The following is a 17,775-nucleotide window of genomic DNA, read 5'->3' as shown; positions in this document are numbered from 1 at the left end:
TTACATCATGAAATCAGTATATAAATTTCTCCTTCGCCACAAAATAACCCTGCTATTGCTTATTTTGTCCATGGGGGCAATGACTTCCTGTAAAAAACACCTGGAGAAGCTCAACGTCAATCCGAACGGAGCAGATCCTGCCACGACGAATCCGAACCTGGTTCTGTCTACAGTCCTGACCACCGCCGGTCAGCAAATCGTCACCCTGGGATTCGGGGATGCCACCGGTATCATGCAGTACACGCAGGTGGATGGCTGGACGGGCAATCATAATGAATATGACTGGAGCGGTGACAACCCCTGGACTCCATATTATGATATCCTGCGTAATAATAAATATGTTTATGACAGGTCAGTGGATCTGAAATTCGAATTACAGCAGGGTATCTCCCTTACCATGAAATCGATGATATTCGGTTTGATCACGGATCTTTGGGGAGATGCTCCTTATAGCCATGCCCTGCTGTCCGGCGAAGGCGGTCTGGAAAATACCTATCCTGTCTTCGACGCACAGAAAGATATCTATACCGGAATACTCGCCGACCTGGAAAAGGCCAATACCCTTCTTTCCAAACCGAAAAGTGCCTATACAAGCCCTGCGGATGCAGTAGACGTTTATTTCAAAGGTGATCCGGCCAAATGGAGAAAACTGGCCAATTCCCTTGCCCTTCGTTTTTATATGCGGTTATCGGAAAAATTACCCGATGTCGCCAAAGCAGGTATAGAAAAGATCGTAGCCGATCCAACAACCTATCCGATCATGAACACGGTTTCCGACGATGCCCTGATGGATTTTGCCGGCAATAGCTCCGCGGATTCCTGGCCTACGAATGTCAACTACAATTCCGACAGCGGTACTTACCGGGTCAATAAAATGGCGGCGACTTTTATCAATGCCCTTAAGCCATTGAATGACCCCCGCCTGGGAGTTTGGGCCAATAAAGTCCAGATTTTTTTGCATGTCGATCCCAATTTCCCGACCGGCACCGATAAGATCAGGGATACCGTCGTTAACGGAGAAAACAGAAAAGTACGTTACCTCTCCCCTGATATCCTGGCCGGAAAAGGCCTGACCGAAGCCGATATCGACCAGGATCCGGATTATGTTGGAATTCCAACCGCCATTGTGGGCGGACAGGTTTATAATATGGGGCCGGATGCCAACCAGGGGGCACATAACCCGCATGTATCCTGGCTGAACAGCACCTATATGGGCGCCAAGGGCGGCCTGTTAAAAGCAAGAATAATGTCCGCCGCTGAAGTTCATTTTATTCTGGCAGAAGCTGCCCTGAAGGGATGGGCTGCCGGTGATGCACAGATGCATTATAATATGGCCATTCAGCAATCACTGACTGCCTGGGGAGTAGGTGGCTCTTACGGCGCATATATTGCCCAGCCGCAGGTAGCCTGGGATGGCACGCTGGAAAGACTGATCACACAGAAGTGGATATCGTTCTGGACGGTTGGAGAGGAATCCTGGTTCGATTATAGAAGGACCGGTTATCCCGCTCTGACAACAGGTCCTGCTTCCAAAGGCCCGGTGCTCCCTGTAAGGTTCTATTATATGCTGGATGAACGGAATCTGAACCCGGTAAATACCCTGGCTGCCGAAGGCAACCTGGAGGTAACCACCAATTCAGGATACGGAGCGGACGCTACCAATGGATTTAAGAACAGCGCCTGGTCCAAACCTTGGATTATACAAGGCACCGGCAAACCCTGGTAAACCCTTACTGATCCGCCTATCTATACCCAAATCCGGTTATTCATGAAAACAATCCCGTTACTCATGAACTTAATCCGGAACCCGTGAAAGCGATTTGTTTAAAATGACTCTAGTGAGCGGTTAAATAAATTGGCTAAGTTGGTTAAGGCCTTGTGCATACAAATTCATAAGGCAAACTCAATGTAAAAGACAATGAAAAAAAACCATGTGTACTACCGGGCCCTGCCCGGTTTAGGTTGGATCTGCCTCCTGATCGGGGCAACGATCTTCTCCGTTTCTCCGCTGCATGCCCAGGACCTGAAGGCGGGCGCAGCCCTAAGGATACTTACCCCGGATCCTTTATTGCCGGTATCGGGCGGCGTTGGTATCCCCAAACCAAGCAATGAAAAAAAGGGAGACCTCTATGTCCGGGCTTTTGTTATGGAAAAAGGAGGGACGCGGATAGCGATCGTTGGCATCGATAACCTGGGTTGGTCCTCCATATTGGGAGACCGGTCACGGGCACTGATCAAAGGAATCCCCCCGGAGAACATACTTATCGGCGCTACCCATACCCATAGCGCTCCGGATGCCTATGCCTTTCCTGATGAAAAAGGCAGGACCGGTGCCGATCTCAAATACCTGGACTGGTGTACCCGGCAGGTGGCCGATGCGGTAAATGAAGCTATTGGCAAACTGGCCCCGGCATCCCTGAAGATCGCGGTCGGCGAGGCAAAAGGAAAGATCTCTTACAATTATTATGCGAGCGAATTATACGATCCCCGTTGCGGGGTCATTCAGGCCATCTCTTCTTCAGGTACAGATAAGGGTAAGGTTATAGCCACCCTGGTCAATTATGCCATCCATCCGGAAGTCATCGGATCGGGGAGAGGGATCCTGAGCCCTGACCTTTGCGGACCGCTTTACACAAGGATCGAAACCAAAGTTGGGGGAGTGGCCCTGTTTATGAATGGTGCTCAGGGTGGAATGGTAACGGCGGATAACCGTCGCGAAAATGGAAAAGAAGCCAATAACTGGGAAGAATGTATCCGGATCGGTGAACTCCTGGCCGATGAGGCTCTCCGGATCGTCGATGGCGCTGACATTCAGAAAGATCCGGTATTGTACTGTACTTCCAGGACCATCACTTTCCCCATCGAATCGGCGATGATGAAATTCATCCTGAAAAATTCGCCGTTAAAAAGCCCGGCTGCCACAGACAGTTCCATTACTACGCGCTTAAACCTGTTAAATATCGGAACGGCCCAGATACTGACCATCCCCGGAGAAGCCCTGCCCAATATCGGGTTTTATGTCAAACGTCATATGCATACAAAGTCTCCATTTCTGTTCGGGTTGACCAATGATGCCTTCGGGTACATGCTGGACAAAGTGGATTTTAAAAGTTTCAAACGCTATGATTATGTCAGCGGAACCAGCCTGGGGGAAATGACCGGGGAGATCTATATGAAAGAAGCGCTTGAACTGGTCGCATCGAGTCCACCTGCTACCGGCGCTCCCGGTGCTCCATTGGCGGCAGGCGTAAAATAAATCAAAAGAGAGTCATACAAACGGAAATTCAAGATTACACTCATAAACAGCAAATACATGAAAAAAAGATTCCTGTCCCTGTCCTTATTATTTACCGTACAGCTATTTTTTATACTTGGCGTTCAGGCGCAATCGGAGGTAACCACTCCCGCCAATGCCCTACAGCATTATTTGCATAATGGCGATACGACCTTTCATTGGGAAATAAAAAATGATTACATGGTTGGCGATGTACGGGTATACGATCTGTTGCTTACCTCCCAGAAATGGAGGGAATTCACCTGGACGCACCAGTTGGCTGTATTCGTACCCAAGGAAAATAATTTTGATGGAGCATTGTTGTTCATCACCGGCGGATCGGTTAAGAATGGTTTGCCGAACTGGTCGGACAAAGACGATAAATTCATGGTAGCCATGAGCGGTGTGGCTGCGAAGAACAAGGCGATCACGGCCGTTCTGAAACAGACGCCCAATCAGCCCCTGTTCAATGACCTGGGCGAAGATGCCCTGATCTCCTTTACCCTCCACAACTTTCAAAAAGACGGGGATTATACCTGGCCTTTGTTGTTTCCAATGGTAAAGAGCGCAGTTCGCGCCATGGATGCCATCCAGCAATTAGCCAGCGATAAATTGCAGCATCCGGTAACCCGGTTTACTATTGCCGGTGCTTCCAAACGCGGATGGACCACCTGGCTTACCGGTGCTAATGATAAAAGAGTCGAGGCGATCGGCCCGATGGTCATCGATATCCTCAATATGCCCGTCAACCTGGATTACCAGATCAAGGCCTGGAATGAATACAGCATTCAGATCGAGGATTATGTGAAACTGGGGATTCCCCAGGGCTCGCATACGGCTAGCGGCAACGCGATCAATACGATGGTTGATCCTTATACCTACCGGAAAAATCTCACGATGCCCAAAATGATCTTTATGGGAACCAATGACGAATATTGGGTGGTCGATGCGATCAAGAACTATTATGACAGCATTCCCGGAAGAAATATGATTCATTATGTACCCAATGTAGGACATAGCCTGGGCGATGGCAAACAGGCATTTACCGGGCTGAGTGCTTTTTTTGGACTGACCCTCGCACACAAACCCTATCCTGAATGCAGTTGGAGCACGTCCGTCAAAAAAGGAGCGGTGGACATTACGGTGAAGACTACACCGGATATCCTGGTGGATGCCATTCTCTGGTCGGCCGATTCCAAAGACATGGTCTTCCGCAAAGCGGAATGGAAGGGGAAAAGCCTCGGTAGCGCCCATAAATCCAAGATCAAATTCACTGAACCCTATCCTGAATCAGGTTTCAGGGCTTTTTACCTGGATCTGAAATACCAGGACCCTAATGGTGGTGAGTATACGGAGAGCACCCGCATGTTCGTAGCCGATAAGAACGAATTGAAGTTGCATTAAATCATTCATCCGGAGAACAAACAGCATGGTATGTGTAATAGCATAAAAATATTCAGGTTAGCAGCATTTTTATCATTGTTCGGCGGAATTCTCGGTTCCCCGTCCGGGGCAAAGGCGCAACAAGGGTTGTCGCCTTTGCCTTTCATTAAAGACAGTTTTGTAGTGATCTCCCATCGTGCCAATCATGTAAAAGTCCCGGAGAATTCCATTGCGGCCATCAACGAAGCCGTTAAATGCGGTGCTAATTATGTGGAGCTGGATCTGCGGACGACAAAAGATGGTTTTCTCGTGTTGAGTCACGACGGATCGGTGGACCGGATGACAGACGGGAAAGGGAATGTAAAAGACCTTACCCTGGAGGAAATAAAACAACTGAAATTGAAGAGCCCGGTGGCCTCCGATACAAAAATCTACCGCGTTCCTGAATTTAAAGATGTCTTAAAAGTTTGTAAGAAACGTATTAATATCTACCTGGACTTTAAGGACGCAGATCCCCAGGAGACCTACAACCAGATCAAGGCTGCGGGAATGGAAAAGCAGGTGGTCGTTTATCTCAACAAAGCGGACCATTACAAACTATGGAAAAAAGCGGCACCGGATATGCCCCTGATGGCAAGCGTGCCCGATGAGATCAGGACTCCGGAGCAATTGGGTTTTTTCCTGGGCCAGATACAGATAGAAGTACTGGATAATGTAATGGATTCGGCCATGCTTGCCGTAACCCGGAAAGCCGGCGTGGCGGTCTGGTTGGATGTAGAGGCACCCGACGAAGGCCCGGTTACCTGGAATGCGGCTCTTGGGAAAAACATACAGGGTGTTCAGACAGATCACCCCAAGGCGCTGATTGATTATTTAAAACAAAACAATTTACGTAACGGACCGGTTGCCTTCAAAGCAGCCAACCTGCCGGCACAAGGTTACAATCTGCCTACCTACCGGGCGCTTCGGGATATAGCCTACCGCAAGGACGATAAGGATTGTTACCTGGATGCCTATATACCGGCTGAATATGAGAATGCGCGGGTGATCGTATATATCCATGGAGGCGGTTGGACGGGGGGAGATAAGGCAGAATTTCCCAAACCCTTGCTGGAAGAGCTCGTTGGCAAACGGAAATATATAGTGGTATCGATGAACTACCGCCTGGTCAGAGATGGACAAAATCTTTTCCCTGCGCAGATCGAAGACGTTAAAAAAGTATTGTCCTTTCTTTCCGGTAATGCGCGCAAATATCATTACGAAGGCAACGAATTCGCGCTGATGGGCGGAAGTGCAGGCGGACATCTGGCGATGCTCTATGCCTATGGATACGATTCCCTCAAACAGGTCAAGACCGTGGTGGATTTCTGGGGTCCGACCGATTTGTCCGATAAAGCAGTTCGGGCGGATAATAAAGATGCCGACAGCAAGGTGGTCACCTTACTGGGCGTATCGGATCCGCAGGCGCAGATCTGTCTGGATGCCAGTCCCTATTACCGGATCACCAAAGAGACCGGAGTTCCCACTATCCTGTTCCATGGCGGTGAAGATCCCCTGGTGCATGTGAGCCAGGCCGAAAAAATGTACAAAAAACTATTGTCTCTGAATATCCCAACCCAATACGAGCTTTACCCGCATGATAAACACGGTATGAGCCCGGCATCGGCAGTGGATGTTTTTTCAAAGACCTTGGTATGGCTGGAAAAATATTACCCTTCTAAATAAATGTCTCTAAATAAATGTCTCTAAATCAATGCCCCTAAATAATTGCTTCTAAATAAATGCATCTAAATAAATGATTATGTCCCTGAAAAATAGCGGCATCCTTGCGGTGTCAACCGTACTGTCCCTGTTTATTTCCAATGGAGGACCAGTCTTTGCGCAACAGGCTTCACCTGCCTCCGCCCAGGCTAAACCAACCTATGCCGAAAAGCTGGGTTTTCCAAAAGGATCCAAAGTGATCATCTTCCATGTCGACGATGCAGGGATGTCTTATAACTCCAACCAGGGGGCTATCAACTCTATTGAAAAGGGACTGGCTACTTCTACCAGTATCATGATGCCTTGCCCCTGGGCGGCAAGTTTTGCACAATATGCCCAGGGCAAAGGATATGATGCGGGATTACATCTGACCCTTACCTCGGAGTGGGAGTCTTATCGTTGGCCTCCGCTGGCCGGTATTAAACAGGTGCCGGGTTTGGTGGACAAACAATGGTGTCTGTGGCCGGAGGTAGAAGATGTGGTGGCACATGCCAGTGCGGACGAAGTGGAAGCGGAGATCCGTTCCCAGGTGGAAAGGGCCTTGGCGGTCGGTCTGAAACCAACTCACCTGGATTCGCATATGGGAACCCTTTTTGCTACCCAGGCTTACCTGGAGCGGTATATAAAGGTGGGTATCGAATATGGGATACCGGTTATGTTTCCGGGAGGGAATAATAAATTGCTGATTGAATCGATGAACCTGCCGATTATAAAAAAAATGAAGGCGGAGGGTAAATGGAAGGAAGGCACTGTTCTTCCTGTGCCGGCTGTTGTAAAAGGTACGGGGCCAGTGGGAGACATGATCTGGAAAGCCGGTTTGCCCGTCCTCGATGATCTGCTCACCATCAGCGGTGACTGGAAACCTGCCACCCCTGGAGGAGAGCCTACCCCGGAAGCCTATGCCAAATTCAAGGTCCGGAAATTCGAAGAGGCAATGGAGAACATGGAGCCCGGCGTGGCCATGTTCATCGTTCACAGCACCGCAGTGACGGATGATTTCAGGCAGATCAGTCATTCAGGGGATTCCCGGTATGCAGATATGCTGGCGATGATGGACCCAACCTTAAAAGCCTGGATACAATCAAAGGGAATTATCCTCACTACCTGGAGGGAATTATTACAACGTCGCAAACAGGTTAAATAACGAATCTAAATAAGGAATCTAAATAACGAATCGGGTTTATCAATTCTTATCACGTAATTCTACGAACTCATCCGGTGTTTTTCTACGCTTATCCCGGATCGTTGGCTCCGCCATACGAAAAACTCCCCAGAAACAGGTATATGCTTTTTCATCAGATTGGGGTAATTTTACGGGAATAATAACGAATTGATAATATGGTACTCGAATATATAAATGCTCAGGAGAAGGCGTTTTCCGGCGAAGAGGGATTGGCAAAACGCAGCGGTGTCTGGATCCCGGAGACAGGAACTTTCCTCGTACAGGCGAAAGGAGAGATGAATTTGGACGGCTTATGTGAATGGGAGGAAGAGGTTAGATCGGCCATACGGAAGATAAAAGATAACAGCCGTTTTAAGGCCATCATCGATATGAGTCATTTTCACCCCGTTGATCTGGATACTTTTCGGGCGATGCGGCCGATCATCCCGCTGCTTCTTGCGAATTATCATTTCCGGGTAGGTTATCCCGATTCCGTGGAGAACCTGATATTACCATTAAGAAAGATCAGGGGCATCCAGTGTGTGGCGATAGCGCATGTTTCCCACGATACCTATAAAATGTTCGAATTCAACCGGAAATTCGCAACGGACCACGAACGTTTTTTTACCAGCCGTCAGGAGGCTGAACAATGGCTGGAACAAATTTCCATGGATTGATTCTTTTTTAACTTCACCCATTTCAACTTCACCCTTTTTAACTTCCCCTTCTTCAACGCTATTCCGATTTTAAACTGGTAGCGGGGTTGGCTAAGGCTGCTTTAACCGCCTGTACACTTACCGTGATCAGGGCGATCGCTAAGGCAATCACACCTGCCAATACAAAGATCCACCAGGGAATGTTCGTTTTATAAGCAAACCCTTCCAGCCATTTATGCATAAAATGCCAGGATAGCGGGCTGGCGATCACCAGGGCTAAAAGAACGGGGCGAATAAAATCTTTTGATAACAAGGTGGTGATATCGCCAACAGTGGCTCCCAGTACCTTACGGATACCGATTTCTTTGGTACGCTGTTGGGCAGCAAAAGCGGCCAGACCGAAAAGACCCAGGCAGGAAAGGAAGATCGAAATGCTGGTGAACCAGCTTACGATATGGGATGTCCGGACCTCTGCATGGTAGTTCCGTTGAAAATCTTCATCCAGAAAACTATATTCGAAGGGTTCGTCCGGGCGGACCGTTTTCCATTTATTTTCTAAAAAGGCGATCGTATTTTGCACCCGTTCCGTTTTTACGTGGACGATCAGGTAGTTGAAATCGGTATTGTTATTCAGTAAGAAGGCATAAGGTTGTATAGCCTGGTGGAGATCTTCGAAATGAAAGTCCTTAACGACGCCCACGATTTCCAAGGTCTGTGTCTGGCCCTGGAAATTGAAATAGAGTTTTTGTCCTATTGCTTTTTCCAACGGAATGGAAAATTTATGCAGGGTGGTTTCATTGACCACCATCCGCCCGTTCGTATCGCTTTTATTATTTTCCGAAAACAGTCTTCCCTTTATCAATTGAAAACCCATTAGCTGCAGGAAGTCGGGGGCTACCGCATTCATTCTTACGCTTTGTAAATCGTTTACGGTTTGATCCGGGCGATACAGGCTATAATCTGTTGCATTGGGAATTCCCGGATAATATTGTGTCCCCGTCGCACCAAGGACCTCATTGCCCCGCAGGATCTCCGTACGGAGCGTGGTATACGCTTTATGTGCTTCCTCACTGCGAATGGGAATGACTATTTGCTGGCTTTTGGTAAAACCCAGCGGCTGATCGCGGAGGAATTGCATTTGCCGTTGAATGACGATCGTGGCGAGGACCAGCCCGATGGAAATGACAAACTGGAATACGATCAGTCCCCGTCGTAAGGTTACAGCGGAAATGGAATTGACGAATTTGCCTTTGAGAACCTGGACCGGGTTAAATACGGAAAGATAAAATGCCGGGTAACTGCCTGCAATAAGACCGGTAACCAGCGCGAGGATGATAAAGGCAACGATTATACGGGGCTCCATCAGATCGGAAGCGATAAAGCCCTTACCCGTGAGCAGGTTGAACGAAGGCAACAAAACCGTAAGCAAACCCACTGCCAATACGAGGGATAAAAGAGCCAGCACCATGGATTCTCCTAAAAACTGGCGGATCAGGGCCCCTTTCCCTGCGCCCATTACTTTTCTGATCCCTACCTCTGCTGCCCGTTTGGCCGAGCGGGCGGTAGACAGGTTCATGAAATTAATACAGGCGATCAGCAGGGTGAACACAGCGATTGAAGCCAGGATATACAAATAGGTCCTGCTATTGGTCGGCGTAACGATGTTCTGGAGCTTGCTATAGAGATGTATCTCCGGAACAGGGATCAGGAAAAGATTTTTATCAAAGCCGTCAGCTTTCAGGTCCTTGCCGGCATACTTCTTTATAAAAGCCGGGAGCTTTTTTTCCAGTTGTTTGGGATCGGCATCCGCGCGTAGCCGCAGATAGGTATAGAACATGTTATTGTGTGAGAAGTTCTGCGGTTGGTTTCGTAAAAAGCCACCTACCCAACCTGCGCTGAGGGGAACAAAAAAGCGGGCGTCGATATGTGACCGGCGGCTTTCATCCCGGTAGACGCCGGTCACGTTAAACAATTCACCTCCCCCGGTAATACCGCTGATGGCAATCGTTTTGTTAAGGGCAGGGATCTTTCCAAAAAGTTGACTGGCCAATTCTTCAGACAGGACAATCGAATGCGGATCGCGGAGAGCGGACCGGGCATTGCCTTCTGTAAATTGGTAGGTGAACAGGTCGAAAAAAGTGGAATCGGCCTGGTAACCCCTGGTTTCATAAAAGGACCGTACCGGTTTGCCGGCTTCCCGCACCTGTAGCATGGCCTTGTCCTCTATCATATTTCCCCATAGCCTGGATACCTGTAAGATCTCCGGGAATTCCGTCTTTATGGCTGCTGCATAAGGAGCCGACAACATCGGAAATTCTTCTTTGGCTCCGGAACTGAGGACAGCCTGGCTATTGACCAGGTATAAATTCCGGGCAAAGGCTTGATGCCGGTCAAATGTCGTTTCGCTGCGGATATACAACAACAGCAGCATACAACAGGTCATTCCGATGGCCAGCCCCGATAAATTGATAAAGGAGAACAATTTACTCCGCAGCAGATTTCGGATGGCGATCTTAATATAACTCTGAAGCATAAAAATTAATTTTTCTTCGGAATATATTGCCCCCAAAAAGATGCCATCTTATATGTTATTGAAAATCATTGGCATAGGCGGGAGTTCGTTTCCTGACTGTTCGATGGTGATACAACTACTGCCCGCTCCGGCTGACCGTTCCCTCAGAACATTCGCAACCGGCTTCCGCGGCCTTTATCTTTTTTTAGAAAGGTTCCTGATATCGTACTGTTGTATCAATGCCGGATTCTCCGGAGTAAGCGTGAATTTTACTTCTATATCGGTATTTTCTCCTTCCAGGATAAAAGAACCTCTCAGCGCATTCTCGGCAATCAGATCCCGGATATTGAGGATCTTTCCTGCTTTGGCAAAGATACCGACGGCTTCTTTTTTGAGGGAATCCGGAAAATAATCCAGGAAAAAATTTTCTGCGAAAATATTTTTTATAGCACCCGAAAGATCCCAGTTGGGCAGCAGGGCGATCAATTCTTTTTTTCGTTGTTCCAGGATGGGAGAGACGGGGATTTTCCGGGGCTCCAGGCCAGCCAGGGAGATCAGGGTATCCAACGCATACATATTAACGGCAGCGGCCGAGGCATAGGTGACATTGCTGAAACTGATGATCCCGATCCCATAATCCGGGAGCAGGGTCCAGTTGCTGCCAAAACCGGGCAGACCTCCGCTATGGCCGGTCATGGAGCGGCCTTTACAATCCTTGAACGTGCGCAAACCATAACCGTATCCGGAGGCCATCGGGCAAACGCGTCCGCTGGGATAAGTATAATGCGGGTTGAGTGTATTGAATATGGAGAGTTGCTGCATTTCGCGGAGAGAACTTCTTTTCAGCGGTCCGTCATCCTTTCCGGAACGGGAAGGCCAGGCCGCCATATGAAAAGCCATGTATCTGGAAAAGTCCTCCATGGTCGTGATCATGCCTCCCATGGCACCATAGGCACCATCATGCAGGAGAGGTTGAGCCACCCAGCCTCCATTCAGCCATCGGTATCCGAGTGCCAGTTGTTTTTCAGGCACAGCGGTATATTCCCAATAGGTATGGTCCATACCCAGGGGCTGCAGGATATGTTGGGTGATATATTGTTCATAGGGTTGGCCGGAGATTTTTTTAATGATCATACCCAGGAGCGCAAAACCCATATTGCTGTATTCGTGGGCAATTCCGGGGCTGTTGGAAAAGGAAATGCCTTTGCGGACCATGGCCAGCAAGGCCTCATCGCTAATACCCAGTTGCCGGTCACCCCAGGGATTATCTTCCGGGAAACCTGCCGAATGCGTCAATAGATTCCGTAATGTTAATTCAGGGGCGTCTCCGTTCAGATATGCCAGATCCTTTAATTCGGGAATATACAGCCGCGCGGGATCGTCCAGCCGGAGTTTACCGGCATCCCTTAATTGCAGGATGGCCACCGAAACAAAACTCTTGGTCATGGACGCGATCCGGAAATCGGATTGAAGAGTAGCCGGGTATTTTTTCTCCAGGTTTCCAAATCCCAGGCTCCCGGAATAGATCAGTTTTCCATCCTTTACGAGACCATATACCAAACCGGGTGAATGATTTTTTGCTGCAAAATCCGCAAAGATCTTATCGATCACTGGAAATGCGGCTTCAAGGCTTCCACTACCCGTAATCCCTGCCGAAACCGAACCAGACACCGAACCAGGTCCACCACCCGAACTCATTCCCCCGATCTTTTCTGCCCCTTCCATGGACCGCAGTTTAGGACTGGCCGCATCGAAATTTTTTATCAATTCAAAGGTAGAAGGGATGATCGCTTTGAACCGTTCGATCGTTTCAGCGGGAATGTTCCTGTTACTGAACGGAACGATCTTTACATATTCCTGGGTCTCTCCGGCGTTTCTTCCGTATTTATAGGCATACGTAAACCTGCCCTGGTCGTCTATTTTGACATCGTTATTATCCTTGTTGGGAACGGTGATATAAAATTCGCTTTGGCGGTTATCCCCGGCGGGGTTGAATAATTTTTTTTGCTGCAGATAATCGTAGAGCTCCTTGGCCACATTGACGGCGGGATCAATGATCTTAACAGGAGTCTGGATAAATGGGCGGTAGATGAACCTGCCATCCTTTTCATAATTGTAAAGATCGGCAAGGGTAGCGGTTATATCCTTTATCAGGTAGGGATAATGCGTACAACCCAGGACAATGGCTTTTAAAGGAGGAGCGCCCGGTGTTTTGCGGATCTTTTCCATCAGCGATACCAGATGATAACGGACATAATTATCCGTAGAATTCAATTGCAGGATCTGGCAATCATCGGTGTTTTTGTTATCGCATAACATTTTATTCCGGTCGAAGTCAAAACGGTATATATCCATCAGGGTCTTGTCGATCCGGTAATCGGGATTTTGCAGGGAAGGGCCGCGATAGGAATCCCTGGGGGCTGTGGCCTTGGGATTGATAAAATCTGGTTCCTGGTCCACGGCTTCGGCAACTCCTTGTCCACCCTGGTTGAAGATCTTGATATTGCCCTGGTAACTCAAGTTGTCCTTTAACCGGAGAATGGTGTTTTCATAGCCTTTGGAGGCGATAGTTCCGACGGTGGCCAGCACTCCGATCGATCCGTCTTCTTTTTTACCAAATACATCCAGCACGCCTTTCGCTCCGGCATCGATGACACCGATCACTTTCAGATCGATGCCGGTTTTTTTAATAAAGGCCTCGACGGTTTCTTTCCCATAGGCGGTGGCGGTATTGCAGGCAATCACCAGGGCCTTGATGGGTTGTTTATCGGTACTGGCCGATTTTGCGGTTGAATTGGTGTAATACTTATCAGAAAGAAGAAATTGCGCATCTTTCACTACGTGTTCGATGAGCAGATCCGTTTTATGTTCACTGTAATAATTCCCATAGGGCATATTTGCCTGGTCGGCCAGATAAATGAATTTTTCTTTTGTGAAATCGGGGATATGATCGGTTCCGGAACTGCCGTTGGTATTATTATGCTGATCGAAGGTCAGCAAGGCATCCAGGATCGTGAGCCCTCCGGTGCCGGAATCGAAGACCCCAATTGGAAGAGCAGGATCGCCGGAAGGATATTTCTTAAAATCTATAAAATAGAAATTATTGCGGTCTTCCAGGATAGACCGTTCGATCGCAGGCGCGGTTGTTCCAACGCCCCCGGTACCCGGGGCAGTTACTCCGGCTTGCCCGAACAAGGCGGTTGTACCGGAAAAGGTCAGCAACGAACCAACCAGAAAAAAAGAACCCATCCTACCGAAACTGTTCATAAATAAAAAATTTACAATTTTTTCCCCTTCAATATCTGTCCAAAATTACAAGGTCGCCAGTGATTGTTCAATATCCCCGATAAGATCATCCACATTCTCGATCCCCACCGAATAACGGATCAGACTTTCGGGAATGCCCAGCAAGGCACGTTGTTCCTCCGTCAATTCCACATGACTGGTCGTTCTGGGTGGCCCTGCCAAAGTACTTACCGAACCAAGGCTGGCGGCTAGATGAACCAGGTTGAGCTTCGGCAGGAACTTCTTGACCAGGTCATAACTGCCATCGAAGGCAAAACTCAGCACACCACCAAAACCGCTCATCTGGCTTTTGGCGATGACATGACCCGGATGTGATTCCAGCCCGGGATAATAAACATCTTTTACTTTATTATGCGCTTTCAGATAACGGGCAATTTTTAACGCCGAAGCATTCTGTCTTTCGATCCGTAATTCCAGTGTCTTCATACCACGGGCGATCAGGTAGGCCGGATCCGCTTGCAGACTAGCCCCGGTGATCTCCCGGAAATGGAAAACTTTCTGAACCAGTTCTTTTTTACCGGCAAGCAAACCGCCCATCGCATCGGAATGTCCGCAGAGAAATTTGGTGGCACTGTGAATGACCAGATCGGCCCCCAGTTGTAACGGGTTCTGGTTGACAGGAGTGGCAAAGGTGCTGTCCACCACTACCACGGCTCCCACTTTATTGGCAGCGGCAGCCAGCCGGCGAATATCGATGATCTTCAGGGTAGGGTTCGTAGGGGTTTCGAGATAGACCAGGTCACAGCCTTTGGCGATCTCCGCTTCAATCTGATCATGATCGGTGGTATCGCAAAGCTTAACGTCTACATTATAAATCGGTAAAAAATCGAGGAATAATTTACTGGTACCCCCGTAAGTATCTTTAATGGAAACGACCCGTTTGCCGGGGGTGAGGAAGGTATACAGTGTATTGCTGATAGCTCCCATACCGGTAGCGAAAGAAGTGGCGGCTTCGGCGTCTTCCAGAACCCGTATTTTCTCTTCCAGGGCGGCAACCGTGGGGTTGGTATTACGGCTGTAAATAAAACCTTTTGCTTTTCCGGTGGCTACATCGTACCACTCGTCAAGGTCTTTGTAAGAAAAGGCAACGCTGCTGACAATAGGAGAGGTCGCCGCTCCTTTCACATTCAGATCGCCTTCACCTGCCCAGACCGCCGACGTACCTTTTTGGTAATTAGAATGATCCATGTTACTTATTTTTTTGTTTTATTATAATATAGATATACCGGAATACCGGAGAAGATCAGGATCAACCCGATCAGGGACGATACCGGTTCCTGGATGATGGTTATCACCACCAGCATCAAACAGAATATAGTAAAGATGATGGGTAGAACAGGATAACCGACCACCCGGTAGGGGCGGATGGTATGCGGATCTTTTTTCCGCAGGACGATCACACCCAGCGATGTCGCTCCGTAAAAAATAAAGGAAGCGAAGATCAGCAGATCGGTCAGCTGGTCAAAACTTCCGGACCAGAGCAAGACAAGGGACCAGGCTCCCTGCCATTTGATAGCCTTGGAAGGGGTATGATAAGTGGGGTGGATCGTTCCGGCTCCTTTCAGGAACAGGCCATCGCGGGCCATGGCAAAACTGATCCGCGCAGACATGAGGATCGTGCTGTTGGTACAGCAAAAAGTGGTCAGCAGGATCAGACAGGAAAGCAGGAGAGCGCCTCCGCTTCCGCTGATGACACGCGCCACTTCCACGGCCGCGATCTTGTTGGCGGCATGACGGAAAGAGGCGAGTTGTTCTATGGGCAATACATAGAGATAAACCGTATTGACCACCAGGTAGAGCAAAATAACCACCAGGGTTCCGACACCAAGGGCAAAGGGAATATTTTTTTGCGGGTTTTTTACTTCCTCTCCGATGAACCCGATATTGTTCCATCCTTCATAACCCCAGAATGCGCTGATGGAGGCGGCAAAAAAGGCCGTCAGCAAACGCCATCCGTGTGGTGTCTCTCCGGCAGGTTTAAAATTCTCCACGCTTCCTTTTCCGGATAAAAGGGCAAACACCACAAAACTCAGGATGACGATCATGATACTGACGATCAGGTACCTGCTTAATTTTTCACTGAGCACAACGCCGCGATGATTGATATAACTTAGAAAAAGGATCAGCACCGAAGCGAGGATCTTTACACTGGCATTGGCGCCGATGGCTCCCGGCAAAGGGAGGGTCAACTCCGGGAGCGGGTAGATGGAATTAAAAGACTCCGAAAAGATATAAGCCAGCGCGGCGATCGTTGCGCCGCGGATGATGGCAAGATTGGCCCAGCCGTAAAGAAAGGAAAAGAACCGGCCGTAAATCCGTTTGAAATATACGTATTCCCCTCCGGAGGCGGGCATCATGGCTGCCAGCTCTGCATTGCATAAGGCGCCGATCAGGCTCAGCACCCCGGCTGCGACCCAGCAGATCAGCACCCATAGGGGAGAGCGAAGCCCATCCGACATGGGGGCGATCTTCTTGAAAATACCCGAGCCTACGATGGCGCTTACCACGAGCAGTATTGCCGGCAGGCGGGTTACGGTGCGTTTTAACTGAGGATCGCTCATATTGTCGGTCAGGTATAAATGTTATTAATTAGTCAAATAGTCCGGGTAAAAAAAATCGATAGAAAAATCGATCAGCCCATCAATGTTACGCCCAGTCCCGGCTCCTGGTTGGGAATTAAATACCCATCCTCCAGGATAAACCCTCCCGTCACGACATCTTCCGCCAGATCGAAACTGCCGTCCAGATCGATATAACGGGTATGCGGGCAGGCGAAAGCGGCATGAAGCGCGGCCGTAATACTGACCCTGCTTTCGTCGTTACAACCCCAGAAGAGCGAAATATCCGCTTGCCTGGCGATGTTGGCGATCTCGAAAGCGCCGGTGATCCCACCGCATTTCATCAATTTGATATTAAAGATCCCATAGGGAAGTTGATGCGACAGGGTCAGGGCGGAGCGGGCGTCCTTCAGCGATTCATCCGCAGCCAGCCGGGACCGGATAGTCCAGGGGAAATTCAGCAGCTCATTTTCCATGCCGGGCAGGAAGGGCTGTTCGATAAGTTCCAGGTTGGCGTTTTCCGTTCTTTTCACAAAGCTGTTCAGCTGGTCAGGGTTATAGCCGGTATTGGCGTCTACACGGATCGTAAAATGATTACCATAACGTTCCCGCAACTTAAGGATCTTTTCGGCATCCGTTTCTGCATCCAGCCCGGTTTTTACCTTCAGTACCCGGAAACCGGATTCAAAATATTCCTGGGCCTCTTCCAGTGTTGCCGGGACATCTTTAATGCCGATAGTAACGGAGGTAAGCATTTTCGAATGAGATCTGCCATAAAAATCAAGTACGGGGATGCCCAGCCATTTCCCGAAGGCATCGTGTAAGGCGATGTCGATGGCTGCCTGGGTGCCGGGGAAGCCGGCATATTCTTCCCGGTAATACCGGATATGCGATAAGAATTGCCGGATATCCTTACCAACCAGGGTGGCTACCTTATCGGATTCCAGGTGTTCGATGGTCATGGCAGCGGTTTCTCCCACTACGGCGAACTCCGTATTGGCGGCACCGATCCCTTTTATGCCATTAGCCAATTCCACTTCGAAAAAAACAATTTCGGAATCGGAGATCGTACTTCTTGCAATCGTATAGGGTCTTTTGAGCGGCAGCAATGTCCGGTAGGCCCGGATCGAATTAATGGTCATCTTATACTTGATATTTCGTAC

At 48.9% G+C, this 17,775-nt stretch carries 11 protein-coding genes; 6 read left to right on the top strand and 5 right to left on the bottom strand.

Annotated elements, in window-relative coordinates; translation table 11 throughout:
• The first annotated feature begins 7 nt into the window (after window positions 1–7).
• The 6 genes from ACX0G9_RS03060 (at window position 8) to ACX0G9_RS03035 (ending at window position 8,257) form a co-directional block, all read left to right on the top strand.
• On the top strand, window positions 8–1,726 hold the full coding sequence (locus ACX0G9_RS03060) for a SusD/RagB family nutrient-binding outer membrane lipoprotein (protein WP_459063375.1): 1,719 nt from the start codon (window positions 8–10) through the stop codon (window positions 1,724–1,726).
• Between the two features lie 192 nt (window positions 1,727–1,918).
• Window positions 1,919–3,256 (top strand): hypothetical protein, encoded by a 1,338-nt coding sequence (locus ACX0G9_RS03055; RefSeq protein ID WP_459063374.1) that lies wholly within the window; start codon window positions 1,919–1,921, stop codon window positions 3,254–3,256.
• Window positions 3,257–3,313: 57 nt separating this feature from the next.
• Complete coding sequence (locus ACX0G9_RS03050) at window positions 3,314–4,678, top strand: PhoPQ-activated pathogenicity-related family protein (protein ID WP_459063373.1); 1,365 nt, start codon at window positions 3,314–3,316, stop codon at window positions 4,676–4,678.
• A 30-nt stretch (window positions 4,679–4,708) separates the two neighbouring features.
• Complete coding sequence (locus ACX0G9_RS03045; RefSeq protein ID WP_459063372.1) at window positions 4,709–6,382, top strand: glycerophosphodiester phosphodiesterase family protein; 1,674 nt, start codon at window positions 4,709–4,711, stop codon at window positions 6,380–6,382.
• Between the two features lie 76 nt (window positions 6,383–6,458).
• Complete coding sequence (locus ACX0G9_RS03040; protein WP_459063371.1) at window positions 6,459–7,562, top strand: polysaccharide deacetylase family protein; 1,104 nt, start codon at window positions 6,459–6,461, stop codon at window positions 7,560–7,562.
• A gap of 194 nt (window positions 7,563–7,756) precedes the next feature.
• Complete coding sequence (locus ACX0G9_RS03035; RefSeq protein WP_459063370.1) at window positions 7,757–8,257, top strand: hypothetical protein; 501 nt, start codon at window positions 7,757–7,759, stop codon at window positions 8,255–8,257.
• A gap of 58 nt (window positions 8,258–8,315) precedes the next feature.
• Here the strand turns inward: ACX0G9_RS03035 and ACX0G9_RS03030 are convergent, their stop codons facing one another.
• From ACX0G9_RS03030 to ACX0G9_RS03010, 5 genes are all read right to left on the bottom strand, one after another.
• A complete protein-coding gene (locus ACX0G9_RS03030; RefSeq protein WP_459063369.1) occupies window positions 8,316–10,769 on the bottom strand; it encodes an ABC transporter permease in 2,454 nt (817 codons plus the stop codon).
• 174 nt (window positions 10,770–10,943) lie between these two features.
• The gene (locus ACX0G9_RS03025) at window positions 10,944–14,015 is read right to left on the bottom strand and encodes a serine hydrolase (RefSeq protein ID WP_459063368.1); all 3,072 of its coding nucleotides are present in this window, start codon (window positions 14,013–14,015) and stop codon (window positions 10,944–10,946) included.
• A gap of 45 nt (window positions 14,016–14,060) precedes the next feature.
• The gene (locus tag ACX0G9_RS03020; protein ID WP_459063367.1) at window positions 14,061–15,242 is read right to left on the bottom strand and encodes a cystathionine gamma-synthase family protein; all 1,182 of its coding nucleotides are present in this window, start codon (window positions 15,240–15,242) and stop codon (window positions 14,061–14,063) included.
• Window positions 15,243–15,247: 5 nt separating this feature from the next.
• Window positions 15,248–16,615: an APC family permease gene (locus tag ACX0G9_RS03015; RefSeq protein WP_459063366.1), complete on the bottom strand. Its 1,368-nt coding sequence runs from the start codon at window positions 16,613–16,615 to the stop codon at window positions 15,248–15,250.
• Window positions 16,616–16,686: 71 nt separating this feature from the next.
• On the bottom strand, window positions 16,687–17,754 hold the full coding sequence (locus ACX0G9_RS03010) for a mandelate racemase/muconate lactonizing enzyme family protein (RefSeq protein WP_459063365.1): 1,068 nt from the start codon (window positions 17,752–17,754) through the stop codon (window positions 16,687–16,689).
• Window positions 17,755–17,775: the final 21 nt, after the last annotated feature.

Source organism: Flavitalea flava (assembly GCF_054461575.1).
This window is presented reverse-complemented; position numbering and strand designations above follow the sequence as displayed.